Origin of the sequence: Streptomyces sp. NPDC004327, assembly GCF_042873935.1 — a bacterium.
Classification (GTDB): domain Bacteria; phylum Actinomycetota; class Actinomycetes; order Streptomycetales; family Streptomycetaceae; genus Streptomyces.
In genome coordinates, this window is the sequence record NZ_JBIAME010000001.1 from 1,211,016 (window position 1) to 1,225,415 (window position 14,400).

The 14,400-nt window shown below is 70.3% G+C and carries 14 protein-coding genes; 7 read left to right on the plus strand and 7 right to left on the minus strand.

Annotated features, from left to right (window positions below):
• Positions 1-19: 19 nt before the first annotated feature.
• Complete coding sequence (locus ACFYU9_RS05300; RefSeq protein WP_389342609.1) at positions 20-712, minus strand: TetR/AcrR family transcriptional regulator; 693 nt, start codon at positions 710-712, stop codon at positions 20-22.
• Positions 713-765: 53 nt separating this feature from the next.
• On the opposite strand from ACFYU9_RS05300, the gene ACFYU9_RS05305 reads away from it, so the two are divergent.
• Positions 766-1,884, plus strand: a complete 1,119-nt coding sequence (locus ACFYU9_RS05305) for an FAD-dependent oxidoreductase (RefSeq protein ID WP_389342612.1) — start codon at positions 766-768, stop codon at positions 1,882-1,884.
• 374 nt (positions 1,885-2,258) lie between these two features.
• Positions 2,259-3,284 (plus strand): hypothetical protein, encoded by a 1,026-nt coding sequence (locus ACFYU9_RS05310; protein WP_389342615.1) that lies wholly within the window; start codon positions 2,259-2,261, stop codon positions 3,282-3,284.
• A 570-nt stretch (positions 3,285-3,854) separates the two neighbouring features.
• Here the strand turns inward: ACFYU9_RS05310 and ACFYU9_RS05315 are convergent.
• The 4 genes from ACFYU9_RS05315 to ACFYU9_RS05330 all read right to left on the minus strand — a co-directional run bounded on the left by ACFYU9_RS05315 (position 3,855) and on the right by ACFYU9_RS05330 (position 7,047).
• Complete coding sequence (locus ACFYU9_RS05315) at positions 3,855-4,595, minus strand: class I SAM-dependent methyltransferase (protein WP_389342618.1); 741 nt, start codon at positions 4,593-4,595, stop codon at positions 3,855-3,857.
• Between the two features lie 495 nt (positions 4,596-5,090).
• Positions 5,091-5,219, minus strand: coding sequence for a class III lanthipeptide (locus ACFYU9_RS05320; RefSeq protein WP_389214316.1), 129 nt, complete (start codon positions 5,217-5,219; stop codon positions 5,091-5,093).
• Between the two features lie 527 nt (positions 5,220-5,746).
• Positions 5,747-6,064, minus strand: a complete 318-nt coding sequence (locus tag ACFYU9_RS05325) for a hypothetical protein (protein ID WP_389342621.1) — start codon at positions 6,062-6,064, stop codon at positions 5,747-5,749.
• A gap of 152 nt (positions 6,065-6,216) precedes the next feature.
• On the minus strand, positions 6,217-7,047 hold the full coding sequence (locus tag ACFYU9_RS05330) for a class I SAM-dependent methyltransferase (RefSeq protein WP_389342624.1): 831 nt from the start codon (positions 7,045-7,047) through the stop codon (positions 6,217-6,219).
• 60 nt (positions 7,048-7,107) lie between these two features.
• On the opposite strand from ACFYU9_RS05330, the gene ACFYU9_RS05335 reads away from it, so the two are divergent.
• The 3 genes from ACFYU9_RS05335 to ACFYU9_RS05345 all read left to right on the plus strand — a co-directional run bounded on the left by ACFYU9_RS05335 (position 7,108) and on the right by ACFYU9_RS05345 (position 9,193).
• Positions 7,108-7,707, plus strand: a complete 600-nt coding sequence (locus ACFYU9_RS05335) for a TetR/AcrR family transcriptional regulator (RefSeq protein WP_389342627.1) — start codon at positions 7,108-7,110, stop codon at positions 7,705-7,707.
• Between the two features lie 376 nt (positions 7,708-8,083).
• Entirely contained in the window at positions 8,084-8,383 is a 300-nt protein-coding gene (locus ACFYU9_RS05340; protein ID WP_389342630.1) for a DUF6342 family protein, read from the plus strand.
• A gap of 399 nt (positions 8,384-8,782) precedes the next feature.
• The gene (locus ACFYU9_RS05345; RefSeq protein ID WP_389342633.1) at positions 8,783-9,193 is read left to right on the plus strand and encodes a RidA family protein; all 411 of its coding nucleotides are present in this window, start codon (positions 8,783-8,785) and stop codon (positions 9,191-9,193) included.
• A 455-nt stretch (positions 9,194-9,648) separates the two neighbouring features.
• Here the strand turns inward: ACFYU9_RS05345 and ACFYU9_RS05350 are convergent, their stop codons facing one another.
• The gene (locus ACFYU9_RS05350; protein ID WP_389342636.1) at positions 9,649-9,990 is read right to left on the minus strand and encodes a hypothetical protein; all 342 of its coding nucleotides are present in this window, start codon (positions 9,988-9,990) and stop codon (positions 9,649-9,651) included.
• 454 nt (positions 9,991-10,444) lie between these two features.
• The gene (locus tag ACFYU9_RS05355) at positions 10,445-11,947 is read right to left on the minus strand and encodes an alpha/beta hydrolase family protein (protein ID WP_389342639.1); all 1,503 of its coding nucleotides are present in this window, start codon (positions 11,945-11,947) and stop codon (positions 10,445-10,447) included.
• A 260-nt stretch (positions 11,948-12,207) separates the two neighbouring features.
• On the opposite strand from ACFYU9_RS05355, the gene ACFYU9_RS05360 reads away from it, so the two are divergent.
• Both ACFYU9_RS05360 and ACFYU9_RS05365 read left to right on the plus strand, forming a co-directional pair.
• Positions 12,208-13,362: a sensor histidine kinase gene (locus ACFYU9_RS05360; RefSeq protein ID WP_389342642.1), complete on the plus strand. Its 1,155-nt coding sequence runs from the start codon at positions 12,208-12,210 to the stop codon at positions 13,360-13,362.
• Complete coding sequence (locus tag ACFYU9_RS05365; protein WP_389342645.1) at positions 13,359-14,021, plus strand: response regulator; 663 nt, start codon at positions 13,359-13,361, stop codon at positions 14,019-14,021. The genes ACFYU9_RS05360 and ACFYU9_RS05365 overlap by 4 nt, the downstream gene beginning before the upstream one ends.
• Positions 14,022-14,400: the final 379 nt, after the last annotated feature.

Genomic DNA, 14,400 nt, shown 5'->3' on the forward strand with positions numbered 1-14,400 from the left:
TTCGGCAGGTGGCTGGGCGCTATGCCGGTGGCTGGGTGAGTTTGGTGGCCACAGTGTCGAGGATCCAGTCCAGGCCGGTCGCGAAGGATGTCTCGGCGTCCACGTCCGTGGCATCATGGACGGCTTTGGCCAGTGCCGGGAAGCGGCCCGTCGCCAGCATTCTGGTCACATGCGGCCCGGAGGCGCGCTGCCACTCGCGTTTGGACAGGCCCGTGGCGCGTTCGGCCCGCAGATTCGCGATCTCTCGCCTGATGGCGCCGGCGGAGTACGCGCTGACGGTCTCCACGGCGCGCATGACGGTGTCGATGTCGGCGAGGCCGTCGAGGGCGGCCAGCGTGGCTTCGGTCAGGGCGAGACCGTTCGGGCCCAGGGCCGGGCGGCTGCCGAGCAGGTCGGCCAGCCATTCGTGGCGGAGGGCGGCCTGCCGGGTGCGGTGGGCGAGGACGAGCAGCGCCTCGCGCCAGTCACCCGGCTGCTCCCGGGGGAGGATCTCGCCCTGGACCTCGTCGACCATGAGGTCGAACAGCTCCTGCTTGGTGGAGATGTATCCGTAAAGACGCATCGGGCCGGCGTTCAGCCGGGCGGCGACCTTGCGTACCGATACCGCCTCCAGCCCGCCTTCGTCGGCCAGCGCGACGGCGGCGGCGACGATCCGCTCCCGGTCGAGCGGCACGGGGCGATTCGGCGGCTCCGGCCGGTCCCAGACAGTCATGGTCACATCGTACTGTTGCGATGCGGCGTACTGAGAAAATACAGTGTATCGACATGAGACATCGTATCGCCGTGGTCGGCAGTGGCCCTGGAGGCCTCACCTTCGCCCGTGTCCTGCAGCGCCACGACTACCCCGTCACCATCCTCGAACGCGATCCCGGCCCCGACGCGCGCCCCCCGGGCGGCTTACTGGACCTGCACGAAGGAATGGGCCAGCTTGCGCTGGAGAAGGCGGGGCTGCTGGCGGAGTTCCAGGCGCTGTCCCGCCCCGAGGCCCAGGCCATGCGCATCCTGGACACGGACGGCACCGTTCTGCGTGACTGGCGACCCGACCCGGACGACCGGGCCAATCCCGAGATCGACCGCGGACACCTCCGCGACTTGCTGCTCGGCCCTCTCGACGTGCAGTGGGGACGCGGTGTGACACAGGTGGTCCCGGGGAGCCGGGACGGTGCTCTGGTGCAGTTCGCGGACGGGCGACAGCAGACGTTCGACCTCGTGGTCGGCGCGGACGGCGCCTGGTCCCGGACCCGCTCGGCAGTCTCGCCGGCGACGCCGCACTACACCGGTGTCACCACGCTCGAGACCTTCCTGGACGACGTCGACACCCGCCACCCCGGCCTCGCTCGATTGATCGGGGCCGGCTCCCTGGCGGTGTACGGCGCGAACCGCGCTCTCGTCGCCCAACGCAACAGCGGCGGCCACGTCAAGGTGTATGCCCAGTTCCGCGCACCGCTGGACTGGCATCAGAGCGTGGACCTGGACGACGTCGACGCCGTGCGATCGAGCCTGCTGGATCTGTTCGACGGCTGGGCCGCTCCCGTCCTCGAACTCCTCCGCCACGGCACTGCTTTCGTCCACCGCCCCCTCTACGCCCTGCCCGTGTCCCACACCTGGACCCACGTCCCCGGGGTGACGCTGCTGGGCGACGCCGCCCATCTGATGCCCCCGCTGGGGGCGGGCGCGAACCTCGCGATGCTGGAGGGCGCCGAGCTCGCCGAGTCCCTTGCCGGCAACTCTGGAGATCTGGACCAGACCGTCCGCGCCTTCGAGGAACGGATGTGGGAACGGGCCGGCAGATGGGCGAAGATCACGACGGCCGGACTGGAACGCCTCGTAAGCCCTGACCCCGCCGAGGCCCTCGCCGTCTTCGACCGGGTCCAGCCGTCCTGACGACCAAACGCGGAGGTGCCGGCACCAACCGCAAGATTCCGCAGGGGGGGACTCAGAGCGTTCTCCGAAGCCGCCTGGAAGACCTGTCCGGTCGTCAGCTGCGCGGCCACGGGGTCGGGCATGGGCTCGCCTCGTCGCTGGTCACCCGGTATGCCGACTATACGGCCGTCACGCATGACCACGTCGTCTTCGCCCGCGACCTACCCCGCATAGGCGTAGGTCGCGGGCGAGTTGCTACGAGGCCGGTGATTGCCACGCCGCCGGCTCGGCACGAGTAACTGGTGTGCCCGGAGGCGCATGAGGGAATGGCGCCCTCATATGTCTGCCGCGTATCAAGCATGATGCGGCGGGGAGCGAGGGGGCGAGGGGGAGTGATGGACGCTTCGGAGTTGGCGCTCACGGCTGTTGGCCGCCTTGTGGCAGCGGTGGTCGGGGCGGCGGGAGGCGCGATCGGCGAAAGCGGAGGAGACGCAGTCGCCGAGATCGTCCGCAGCCGCCTGCGCAGCACCCCGCGGGGAGAGGCGGCGCTACGGGCGCTTGAAGAGGATTCCGGGAACACCGGGGCACGAGACGAAGCCCAGGGTGTCCTGCGAGAAGCTATTGATAGGGATCCCGAGCTACGGCGGCAGCTATCCGTACATCTGTCCAGCTCACCTGTTCACAACCGTGAGTCGGTTGTGATCACCGGAAGTCGCGTTTCGCGCAGCCACATATCTCTCGGGCCGTTAACGATCAACAATACGCCGGGCGCACGGTTCTTGATCGGGTTATCGGCGCTGCTGGCCGTCGCGCTGGTGGCTCTGGCCATCTACGGCGGGCAGCGCATTCTGATTTCACAGAGCCCCGGTCAAAGCCCCTCCGCTCCGCAACCTCGAGGAGCAGGTGGCTCGAGCGACGGGCCCGGATCACGGATGCTGTCCGCTGCGGACGCCGACCGGGCCCTGCTGACGGCGGACGACATGCCTCGGGGCTGGGTGACGTTCGACGTGGACACATACAGCGAGGAAGACCGGCAGGACGGCTGCCAACTCGACGGCATCGAATTCGAACGGGATGGAAACACGCCCAGTTCAGCGTTCGTGGATGCCGATTTCATCATCTACGTCTGCTCTTCGTACGAGGTGACCGGTCGTGTCTTCCAGCAGACAAGCCAGCAACTGACCGAACAGGAAAAGCTCGGACCCGTCACGCCGCTGGACGTCCCGAAGATCGGAGATGAAACCACGGCGAACTGGTACCGATCGGCGGACAAGGCTTTCGTTACAACGCGTGTCGGAAACGTCGTCCTGGGACTCCGATATCACCCGTTCCAGGCATCGAAGGCAGAGAAGGACGAGATTGCGGAACTGACCCGACGGGCAGTGGAACGAGTCCGCGCCGTGCAGTCAGGCAGTGTCTAGGGTCTTTCCTTCGGTCCTCGCTGATCGAAGGCGGCTAGGTACAGTTCGGCATCCCTGGGGAGCCCGTTCGGGATTCCATGCGGTTCGTTCTTCGAGCCACCGCAGGCGAGGAGGGCGCCGACGTGGCGCACGGACGGCGGAGCATGGGCAGGGACGCAGTTCAGGGGAGCGGCTGCCGTCCAGCGGGGCGCGCCCATGCGTACGTCGAGGGCGCGCAGCCCCTGGTGGGTGAGTGGAACAGCCAGGGTGCCGGGCTCAGCTGTGCCGCGGCCGCTTCATGCGTCGGAAACGCGAGGCTGATCGGTTGGCGACGGCGGCGTTCAGGAGCGGGCGGCAGCGGAGGACCTGCTCCCGCAGGCCCTCACGAACAAGATCTGCACCCACTCCGGACGCCCTGCCGTCCAAGTCCGTCGAGGACAAGGCCCGCAGCTCGGCTCATTCTGAAACGATCAGTCAGCCCTACCCGCTGCCCCGTTGATCCCCGATGCCCGCCACCAGGTGCTGGGTGTTGCATGTTGCCTACCCTCGCGCCGTCGTTGATCTCGAATGCGGCTGCCGGTGTGGGGGCGCTTAGGGTTTGTGGGTGACCCAGATCGCTTCCGCCGGCCAGCGGCTTGCCCAGTCGGGCGGGTCGGTCTGGTTGTAGCCGTTGGCCGTTCCGGGTTCGGGCCGCGGCTCGATGAGGTCGTCGATGACGAGACCCGCGCCGCGCAGGACCCTGATCCAGTCGCCGTAGGTGAGCTGATAACTGACCGCGCCCTGGCCTTCGGCGATGGCGTCCAACCCGAAGTAGTCCTGGTGCAGCCTCGTGGTGACGCGGCTGGCGGCTTCGTCGTAGCAGGCTTCGAACCATGGGCTGGCGACGTTGAACACCAGACGTCCACCACGGCGCAGAACGCGTGCGGCCTGCGGGACGGCCAGGTGCGGGGGCGCCCAGCTGAGCCCGCCGTAGTCGCAGAACACCAGGTCGAAGCTGTCGGCGGCGAACGGGAGGTGTTCGGCGGCTCCTTGCACCAGCGCGTAGCGGGCCGCTCCCATCGCGCGAGCTGCCGCGGCGAGCTGGGCTTCGGACAGGTCCAGGCCGACCACGGTGGCTCCCTCGGCGGCGAGCGCCCTGGACCACTGGCCGGCGCCGCAGCCGAGTTCGAGGACGCGCTTGCCGGTGACGTCGCCCAGGGCGTGCAGGTTCGCGTCGGGGATGGCGTACGTGCCCCACAGCCGGGGCGATGCGCCGATCTGCGGGTCGTGCTCGTGCTGGTAAGCGCTGCTGAACTGGTTCCAGAACCGCCGGTTGGCAGAAATGCTGTCCACGCGCCGACTGAAGCACTGCCTGCCGAAGCGGTCAACACGATTGTGCTGCGACCGGGAAAGTCCACGGTTCACGGGCGTTCCGTCTGGCTGCCCGTGCGATCGGCTGGGGTCGACCGATCGATCGATCGACCTGACCAGCGCCAGGAGACGTGCTGATCCGGTTGCCTCCCGTGACGGCAGCACCGCCGGGCGGGGTGGTGCCTTCGCTGACCAAGGGGCGGATCTTCGAGGCCTTGCGTCTGCCGAGGTCGGGCAGGGCAGGATCGGCTGCGGTCAGGGCGCGCACGGCGTCGGCCCAGCCGGAGGGATCTGGGTGGAGCGCAGCGGAACCCGTCCCTGCCGTGAGGGACGGTGACTCGTCAGGGCGATACACCCCCTCACATCGCACACGTAGAGCGTCTCGCTCCCCTGTTCACCACTCGCGGTCGGTGCGGGCGCACGAGATCCGCGCGAGGGGTGTCCGTGTACGCCCCCCGCGCGGATCAACGTCGGTGATTACTCGGGCTTCGGGTTGGTCTCCTCGGCGCCGCAGCACTGGCTGCCGGAGCTGGTGAGGCTGACCACGGCGGCGGCGTTGGTGGAGGCGGTCGCCTCGATGTTCTGGAGCTTCAGGACGCTGCTCATGAATCTCTCCTTCGAATGCGAGTGGTCATCGGTGCCGTTCGGCTGGCCGTTCGGCATGCGCCAGTCAACTCGGCGCGGATCACTCGCACATGGGAGATCCGCCCCCATAATGCGCGGAGGCCGCCCCCAGGAACACGGTTCCCGGGGGCGGCGCGAATGGTGGTGTTTGACGGGGCGGTTTCCGGTCAGGAGCCGCAGGTGTCCAGCGTCCTGCCGAGCATGGTTTTGTCGGCCGCGGTCACCGTCAGGCCGTAGGTGGACTTCACCGAGGTCTTGGGCCGGGTGGAGCGCAGCGGAGCCCGTCATCACGGTGGGGCCGGTGCCCTGTCAAGGGCGACCGGTGGGCCGTCACTCTCGTTGCGGTGTCGACGGGGATTCCTGGTCGACACACAGCCCACCGCGTGATGCGCATACCGCTGCGGTCAGCCTTGGCGGCGGGGCTTGGTCCCATGTCGCCCTGACCGGCCTGCCCGGCGTCGGTAAGCCCAACCGGCGAAGCCGAAGCGGCCTGACCCGTCTGACCAGCACTACTCGCTTCTACTCCTGTCGACCTCAGCGGCCAGCACGGCAGTCCCGTGCAAGTGCGTGAAGTACGTGGTGGCGTACTCGTCATCAGCGATGGTCGGAAGGATCGCTCCAAGGGCCGTTATGCGTCCCCGCAGGATGTCTCGGCGCCGGTCATCCAGAGGGCCGTCCAAGACCGACGAGATACAGCCGGCGAGCGTCGAGTCCATCATGACCACGCACTTGCCCTCGGGCTCTCGCTGGTAGAAGTCCCGGGGAAACGGCATGCTCCTGAACTCATCCCACAACCGTGCCAGCTGATCCAGACTCACTTCCGCCATGCCCGCGATCATGCCTTGCGGCCGGGAATCACGGAAACGCGTTCTGCCGCTCGAGCCGACAGGCGAATCAGTACGTCGGACGGTGCCTCCTGCGGGGCGTCGCCGAGCCCACCGTCCTGCTGGCGCTGGGCGACGCCCGATGTCTGCGGAGGTCAGGCCGTATCGGAGCGGGTCGAGGTGATGACGACGGATGTGTAGGGCATGGTGGCGTGGCCGCCGAGCCTGTCGATCGCGGTCGCGGCGCTGTCCAGGACCTCGGTCAGTTTGTCCGGGGGGAGTTGGGTGAGGCCACCGAAGGTGGGGAGCTGGTCGAGCCATTCCTCTCGGGAGTAGGTGCGCTGCCAGTCGTAGCGCCACTGTTCGGGCTCGCTGAAGTTGCCGGTCTGCCGGATTCCGTCGGCGATCTTCGCGAAGAGCGGCTGGTACGCGTCCAGGGCCGACTTTCTCAGCAGGCTGGGGTTGAACGGGGATTCGGGGGCGACTCGTTGGATTGCCTCGGCGAGGGCGTCGATGACCTCGGCCGGGAGCTGGGGGACGTGGTGGAAAGGAGCGAGCCGGCCGCCGGGGTGGAGGACCTGGGCCGCCTTGGCCGCGCCGGCGACGGGATCCACCCAGTGCCAGGCGGTGCCGGCGATGACCGCGTCGAAGTGCCGTCCGGCCGGCTGCCAGTCCTCGAACCTGGCGACCTCGACCTCGACACGGCTGAGTCGCGCGAAGGCGGCCATCCGTTCGTCGGGCTCGACACCGAGCACCGTGCAGCCGGCCGCTTGGAACTGCCTGGCCTCGATCCCGGTCCCGGCTCCGACGTCGAGGACGTGCCGGCCGGGGCTTTCGGCGACGATCCTGTCGACCAGGGCCTGGGGATACGGAGGTCGGGCGCGGTCGTAACGTTCGGCGTCCACTCCGAACGATTCGGCCGTCTGCCGGTGCGAGTGGGGCTCGGGCCCGGACTTGTCCGGCTGGTCCTGCGATAAAGTGGGCATGCGCCCACCCTAGCGGGCGGGTGCCCACTTGTTAAGGCGGGCGGGGCGGAAAGGGAGACGATGCCGACAGGGGTACACATCCACAACGTGCGTGGCCAGTTGTTCGAGGCTGCCGAGCGCGTCCTGCTACGGGACGGTCCCGACGCGTTGACCAGCCGGGCGGTCACGGAGGAGGCGAACTGTGCCAAGGGTGTGCTGCACCGGCACTTCACCGACTTCGACGCCTTCCTGGCAGAACTGGTCCTCGACCGGGTCCGCGGCGTCGAGGAGCAGACCAGGGCTCTGTGCGCGGGTGCCGGCACCGGGAGCGTCGTGGACAACCTCGCCGACGCGTTGCAGGACCTGTTCGGGCCGGTCACGGTGGCAATAGTCGCCCTCATCACCTTCCGCGACGGCCTCCGCGCCCGGCTGCGCGAGGCTGGCCTGACCGGCATTCCGCTGGCTGTGCAAGGCGCCGCCATGATCGCCGCATATCTCACCGCCGAGCGGGAGTTGGGGCGCGTGGCCGATGATGCCGACATCGACACACTCGCCCCCACCCTTGTCGGGGCCGGGCACATGCTGTTCGCCGACCGGGCCGGCGCCCTGCCGCAGATCGCCGCCGTCCGCAAGATGGTGGCCACCGTCGTCATAGGCGCCTTGCGACCACCCCAGCCGTGACCTAAGCCCCCTTGGGAGGGGCTGGCGTTGTGGCACGCCAAGGGGCCGAGTTCGCCAACGGTTCCCCGCGTGGGTGTGGGGGCCCGCCGGCGCCTGCCCGATGCGCTCGGCCCACAGCCAGCAGCGCACTACCAGGAAGTCCAGTCGTCAGGCCTCCGGACAGTCCCTGCAGGCCCTGCCGGATGCACGGCACTCTCACCTCCGCAAGAGGGGCCCGTCGGCCTGCGCCGTCTAGATGCGGACACCCTCACCGAAAGAAGCCAGCGCACACGACTCTTCCACCTAGGCTCCGCAAGCGGATCAGGACAACTCCACATCCAGGTCCGATAGGTCTCATTGAGCGCGGGCAAGGCCCGCCGCACACGTAGGGGGAACCATGGCTGAACTCGACCTCGGAACTGCGACCGACTGGGACCAGGCCGAGACGCATGGCCGCGTCAAGCTCGTGAACAACCGGATCTACCCCCCGGCCAAGAAGGACGTCGCGGTCATCGGCCCGAACAGCATCGAGATCCAGGTGAACGCGAACCAGGCCACTTCGCAGGAACAGGCCAAGATCTACTTCACGACCTACCACGGCAGCACCAAGGTGACCATCGCCTGCCTCGACTCCGACGGGAACCTGCGGATCGCCGGCAAGCTGATCACCGAACAGGGCGGCAGCATCCGCGACTAACACCCGCCCAACAGCGCAACCAGGGCGACCCGGAGGAACAGGCCGGGCCGCCCTGGGCTCAGCCGGACGGTCTACGGCATCGGCCACGGCCGGGGTGGGGATGACGTGGATCGTCGCGCCGTTCAGCGGCGTCCAACCGTCACGCTGCGTACGCGACCACAAGAAGTGGAGCAGAGCCCGTTGTCGTGAACAAAGCCAACTGTGGTCATCCGGTCGTGACGGACTCGGTTGACGAGCGGGACGCCCCGTGTGCGGCGAAGCAGCTGGGGATCAGCCGGCTGAGGCCGGCCGGGGTTCGTAGGTATTGCCGTGGTGCGGCGAGAAAAGGAGAGGACGGCGCCAACGCGCCGTTGGCAGGATGTCCGGGCTCGCCACTCGATGGGAAAGGACCCAACGACCGTGTCTCGTGCCATCACTCTGATCCGCTCCACCTCCCTGTCCGACGTCGCCGAGTACGCTTACGCAGCTACGGCGCCCGCCGAATCCCGCCTGATCTTCCTCGCGGGAGCATGTCCACTGAACGACGACGGCTCGACGGCAGCCATCGGGGACTACGCAGGTCAGGCGCTGAAAGCCGTCGAGAACATGCAGGCCGCTCTCACTGCCGCCGGCGCGTCCCTCCAGGACGTCATCAGCACGAGGGTTCTCGTGGCATCGGCCCGTCGGGAGGATCTGGTGGCTGCCTGGGAGGTGGTCCGTGACTCCTTCGGTAACCACGATGTCCCCAGTACGTTGATGGGTGTCACTGTGCTCGGCTACAAGGACCAGCTCGTCGAGATCGAGGCCGTCGCAGCCGTACTCGATTCGTGAGGCGCGATGACACACTGCGCCGCCCGCGAACGCTCTTTTCCGCCGCTGCTGCCATCAGCACCTGCCGCCGGGATGAACGTGTCCCGATGCTGCTACGGGCGCGACCTTCTTCCGCGGGTGGTCCGCGACCTCACCGGTCGAGGGTGTCGTCCGCGTGTTCCGGGTGGTCGATGCCGGGCAGTACCTCGGGCCAGGGCCCCGGGCACGAGCCCAGCCTGCTGGTGACCGCCACAGCAACCGGCTGATCACTCGTCGGCGATCCCGGCACGGCCGTCCACGTACATAGGGTGGTGCCCGCTGGTCACGGCGCCGTCGCTCACCACCGCGATTACCACCACGCTCACCTCTACGCTCGCCACGACACTTGCATCCGCAGGTCTCTGCCACGTGCGCGGATGGGGTCGGTCGCGCTTCGGCGGACTGTCTGTTCTTTGAGGGGGCGGCAGGGCATCCGTCTATCCGGTGAAGTGTGCTGCGACGAGGGTGAGGAAGAGGAGGTCGGCGCCGAGCAGCGTTGCGAGGCCGGCTTTGCGGGCCGGGGTGGGCGGGGAGCCGTCCGGGGTGGTCTGCGTCCAGATCAGCGCGCCGAGCGCCACGGCGAGGGTGGCGAGGTAGAGCGGGCCGGGGATGTCCGCGCACGTGCCCTGCATGACGCAGGCTGTTCCGCGTTCGGAGGCGAGGGCGAGGATCACGACCAGCACGGTGGCCGGGATCAGGAGCAGCCCGGCCCACAGGGAACGCACGCGGAACCGGCGGGCCTCGCTCGAGGCAGGGGCAGGCGGAGGAAGGTTGCTCATGGAGACGATCCAACCCTTCCGCGGCCCTCGTCGGCATGAGCGGTCGTACTCAGATCGCCCCGATCACGCCGCCTTGGCGCTCGTCGGCGGCCGCGCTGGCGTCGAAAGCTCGATGCCGTGTGGGAATGGGCCCCGCCCGTGGCATCCGCCACCTGGACCTCACACGCAGAGCGGGGCGCAGCCGCTGCGCGATCCCGGTGGCCGTACGCCGCACCCTCGGCACCGGGCCGGGCCCGCGCCGATACGACCTGCCCAGGCCAGCCTGCTTGCCCCTTTCCGGCTTTGAGGGTGCTTGTGGCGGTGAGGTTCAGCCGCCGCCCACGCCCCCTCGGGGTCGTGGTGAAAGTCGGAGCTGTCCGGCCGATCACGCGCGTACCCCCGATCACGCGCGTACCCCCGATCACGCACGTACTCCCGATCACGCGCGTAAGGCAGATCGCGCGCGTAAAGCCGATCACGGGGTCGGGGTCGCAGTTTCCCGAGCCCCGGATGTTGTGACCGTGCCGTAGGCCCGGAGTGTGTCGGGCAGGTCGCCGTGGCGGCCTCGGAGGGTGGCGTCCAGGAAGGCGAGGGTGGCCGCGGCGACGAGGCGCGGGCTCTCACTGCGACCCAGGGTGCCGACGATCGAGGGCACGGGCGGCAGGTAGAGCGGGCCGTCCATGAAGGTGAGGTGCCCGGCGCCGGGGATGGTGAGCCGGTAGCTCGGCGCGGTGCTGTGCTCGAGGGCCTCGGTGAGCCGGGGCAGGTAGCGCGGGTCGGTGCCGGCGGTGATCTCCTGGGTGAGTGCGAGCGCCGGCTGCTTGAGAGCGGGGGTGGTGGGGCCGTGGGGGTAGCCGTCCAGGTCGACGACGGCGTCGAACCGGCGGTCCTGCCGGGCCGCCTGCAGGGCGGCGGCCCCGCCCAGGGAGTGGCCGGCCACTGCGGCGCGGCCGGTATCCAGGCGGCCGGTCAGTGGGTCGGCGCGCTCGCCGTGGTCCAGTCGCTCCAGCTGGGTGAGGACGAAGCCGAGGTCGGCGGCCCGCACGGCGGTCCAGCCGGCGGCCAGCTCCTCGTCCCTGTCGCGGTTGCCGGAGGAGGCGGTGGTGGCGCGGATCGTGCGGCCGTCGGCGAGGACGACGACGGCGGAGTCGTACGGGTGGTCGAGGGCGGCGACCAGGTAGCCGTGGCTGGCCAGTTCCTCCGCCCAGGCGGTGTTCTGGGTCCGTACCCCGCCCGACCCCGGGGAGAACAGGACGACCGGGAACCGCTCTCCACCGCCGGCCACCGGGGCGTCGACGACCGCGTGGCTGCGGGCCCTCGGGACGCCGTCTATGAGGAAACCCGGCAGGCCGACCCCGCCGGCGAGGGCCTCGGCGACGGTCCGCGCCTCGTCCTGGGTGCCTCCCAGGTACTGGGCCCGAGGGACGCCCTCGGGGCTCTTCTGCGCCGGGTACCAGAGCTGGACCACGACCGTGCGCCGGTCGTCCGGATCGGCGGTGAAGCGCTCGGCGCGGAGCGGGTCGGTCCACTGCACCACCCGGGTGCCGACCGCGAAGTCGCCCGTCGGCTCGGGGAAGTCGGGCACGGGGAAGGCCCAGGCGGCCGCCGGGCCGGTGGCGATCAGGCAGGCGCAGGCCAGCGTTCCCGGCAGGGCCAGCCACCAGCGGGCCCGCCGCGCCGGTCGGCCGGTCCGGCGCCGCAGCAGGGGCGGGAGGGCGAACGCGGCGGCGACGGCGGCGCCGGCCAGGACCGGCAGCAGCTGCCAGCGGATCCCCACGATGCCCAGCACGATCGCGGACGGTACGAGGACCGCAGCGGCCGCGACGGTGCCGGGCCGGTGGGCGGCCGGGGGGAGCCAGCGCGCCACCAGAAGCGCGAAGGCGCCCAGCAGGACGAGGACTTCCGGAAGGGACAGGAAAAGCCCCGGGATGGTTTCGGTCACCCGGCCATGCTCGGCGCCGGGCCCTCTCCGCCGCATCGGCCCTGGGTCGCCGCCCACTGCAACCGGGGTGGGCAATCGGGGCGGTTCGCGGTGCGACCGGAGTGGCAACCGGGCACCCCGGACCGGTGGCCGGCCTGCGACCGCGGGAGGTGGCGGGTCTCCTCCTGCGGTCGTACCCCGGCACATATCGCTCCGACGCCGGACTCATGTGCGGCGCGGACCCGCGGCCTAGGCTGCGGCTGTACGAGGTGGCGGCCCCGACCGGGCCCGCCACGACGACCGATCGGCGGAGAGGTGTGACGGTGCGCCACCGGGACCGGGTAGCGCCCCTGGTGGGGGACTCGGTGCTGCCGGCGCTGCTCCTGCTCCACGTCGTGACCACCTACCCGGCGCGGGAGCTGCCGGTGGCGGCGGCTCTCACCGCCGCCCTGGCGCTGCCCCTGGTGTGGCGGCGCCGGGCCCCGCTCGCGGTGTTCGCCGCCGTAGTGGCCGCGGCCTTCGTCCAGTGGCTGGTCGGCGTCCAACTGCCCGCGGACATCGCCCTGCTGGTGGCCCTGTACACGGCGGCCGCGCACACGGGCCGGCGCGGCACGCTGCTCGCCTCCGCCGTCGTGGAGGGCGGGGCCGTGCTGGCCTGCCTGCGCTGGGCACCGGACGGCGCGTTCCTGACCCCGTTCGTCGCCCTCTCCGCGACGGTGGTCGCCGCCGCCGTCCTCGGGGTGAACCTGCGGACCGGCCGGGCCTACCTCGCCGCCGTAGAGGAAAGGGCCGAACGGCTGGCACTGCACCAGGAGCAGCAGGCACGGCTGGCCGCGGCCGAGGAGCGGGCGCGGATCACCCGCGAGATGCACGACATCGTCACCCACAACCTGTCCGTCATGGTCGCGCTCACCGACGCCGCCGTCTCCGCCCAGCACAGGTCCCCCGACCGGGCCACCGCCGCGATGCTGCAGATCTCCGAGACGGGCCGGCAGGCGCTGACCGACATGCGGCGCTCGTTGGGCGTCCTGCGGGCCGACGAACCGGACGCCGAGCGTCACCCGCTGCCCGGCATCGCCCAGCTGGAGGCGCTCGCCGGCCAGATGGCCGCCGCCGGGCTGCCGACCGGCCTGGAGATCCGCGGCGGCCACACCCACGTACCCGCCACCGCACAACTCACCGTCTACCGTCTGGTGCAGGAAGCCTTGACCAACACCCTCAAGCACACGCCCGCCGGCACGCGCGCGACGGTCGTCGTCGAGTGCTCGGCCGGGAGCGTGGCCGTGGCCGTCACCGACAGCGGCCCCCGCCCGGCGTTCCCCGCCGCCGCACCGCCCGGCCACGGCATCCCCGGCATGCGCGAGCGCGCGGCCGCCTACGGAGGAACCCTGCGCGCCGGACCGCTTCCGGGCGGCGGCTGGGGCGTCCGTACCCGACTCCTCCTCAACAGCGCCGGGACGAACGCCGTATGACGATCCGCATCCTGATCGCCGACGACGAGGCGCTGCTCCGGATGGCCTTCGGCACGGTCCTGGAGGCCCAGCCCGACATGACACCGGTCGGCGAGGCCGCGGACGGCGCCCAGGCCGTCCGTCTCGCCCGGGAGCTGCGGCCCGACGTCGTACTGATGGACGTCCGGATGCCCGGGACGGACGGGATCGAGGCGACCCGGCAGGTCGTCGAGGTCTCCCCGCAGAGCAGAGTGCTGGTCCTGACCACCTTCGACCTGGACGCTTACGCCTTCGCCGCGCTCGGCGCCGGGGCCTCGGGCTTCCTGCTGAAGAACACCCGGCCCGAGGAACTGCTCACCGCGATCCGCAACGTCGCGGCGGGCGACGCGGTGCTTTCCCCGCGGATCACCCGGCGCCTGCTGGAAGACTTCCGTCCGCACCTGGCCGACGCCGGCACCGCCACCCGCGACGAGCGGCTGGACCGGCTCAGCACCCGTGAGCGCGAGGTGCTCGTCGAGGTCGGCCGCGGCCTGTCCAACGCCGAGATCGCGGCCGCCCTGCACCTCGCGGAGGCGACCGTGAAGTCCCATCTGGGGCGGATCCTGCACAAGCTCAGACTCCGCGACCGGATCCAGGCAGTGGTCTACGCCCACAACAACCGCCTGGTCCCTCCGGCCTGACGCCGACCGAAGGCTCAGAACAGCGGCCAGACCACAGCCCGGCCGGGCCAACCCCGTAGCCGACCGAGGACGGCGCCGCCGACTGGGCCTTGCTTCCGCGCGAGACCAATCCGACAGCGCTCGCCTGGGACGAACTCGTCCACCGCACCGGTGGCCGACACCACAACCCGCCCGCATCGCGGCGGCCGAGCACCCCACTGCCGTACGGCGCCCTCGCCCTTGCCGACATCGGATACGACCCCGAGGCCATCGCCGAGACCACAGGCCGCCAGCCAAGCACCATCCGTTACCTCATCGCTCCCCACGCCCTGCGCGCGGAGACCCTCCTCCTTGCACCAGCTGAGCGGCACACCAGCCCGCCCGGGCGATGGAGCCCAGC

Bases quoted from the DNA above. Each gene is read 5' to 3' on its own strand.
- ACFYU9_RS05300 (WP_389342609.1), bottom strand. From the start codon at position 712: ATGACTGTCTGGGACCGGCCGGAGCCGCCGAATCGCCCCGTGCCGCTC.
- ACFYU9_RS05305 (WP_389342612.1), top strand. From the start codon at position 766: ATGAGACATCGTATCGCCGTGGTCGGCAGTGGCCCTGGAGGCCTCACC.
- ACFYU9_RS05310 (WP_389342615.1), top strand. From the start codon at position 2,259: ATGGACGCTTCGGAGTTGGCGCTCACGGCTGTTGGCCGCCTTGTGGCA.
- ACFYU9_RS05320 (WP_389214316.1), bottom strand. From the start codon at position 5,219: ATGAGCAGCGTCCTGAAGCTCCAGAACATCGAGGCGACCGCCTCCACC.
- ACFYU9_RS05325 (WP_389342621.1), bottom strand. From the start codon at position 6,064: ATGGCGGAAGTGAGTCTGGATCAGCTGGCACGGTTGTGGGATGAGTTC.
- ACFYU9_RS05330 (WP_389342624.1), bottom strand. From the start codon at position 7,047: ATGCCCACTTTATCGCAGGACCAGCCGGACAAGTCCGGGCCCGAGCCC.
- ACFYU9_RS05335 (WP_389342627.1), top strand. From the start codon at position 7,108: ATGCCGACAGGGGTACACATCCACAACGTGCGTGGCCAGTTGTTCGAG.
- ACFYU9_RS05340 (WP_389342630.1), top strand. From the start codon at position 8,084: ATGGCTGAACTCGACCTCGGAACTGCGACCGACTGGGACCAGGCCGAG.
- ACFYU9_RS05350 (WP_389342636.1), bottom strand. From the start codon at position 9,990: ATGAGCAACCTTCCTCCGCCTGCCCCTGCCTCGAGCGAGGCCCGCCGG.
- ACFYU9_RS05355 (WP_389342639.1), bottom strand. From the start codon at position 11,947: ATGCGGCGGAGAGGGCCCGGCGCCGAGCATGGCCGGGTGACCGAAACC.
- ACFYU9_RS05365 (WP_389342645.1), top strand. From the start codon at position 13,359: ATGACGATCCGCATCCTGATCGCCGACGACGAGGCGCTGCTCCGGATG.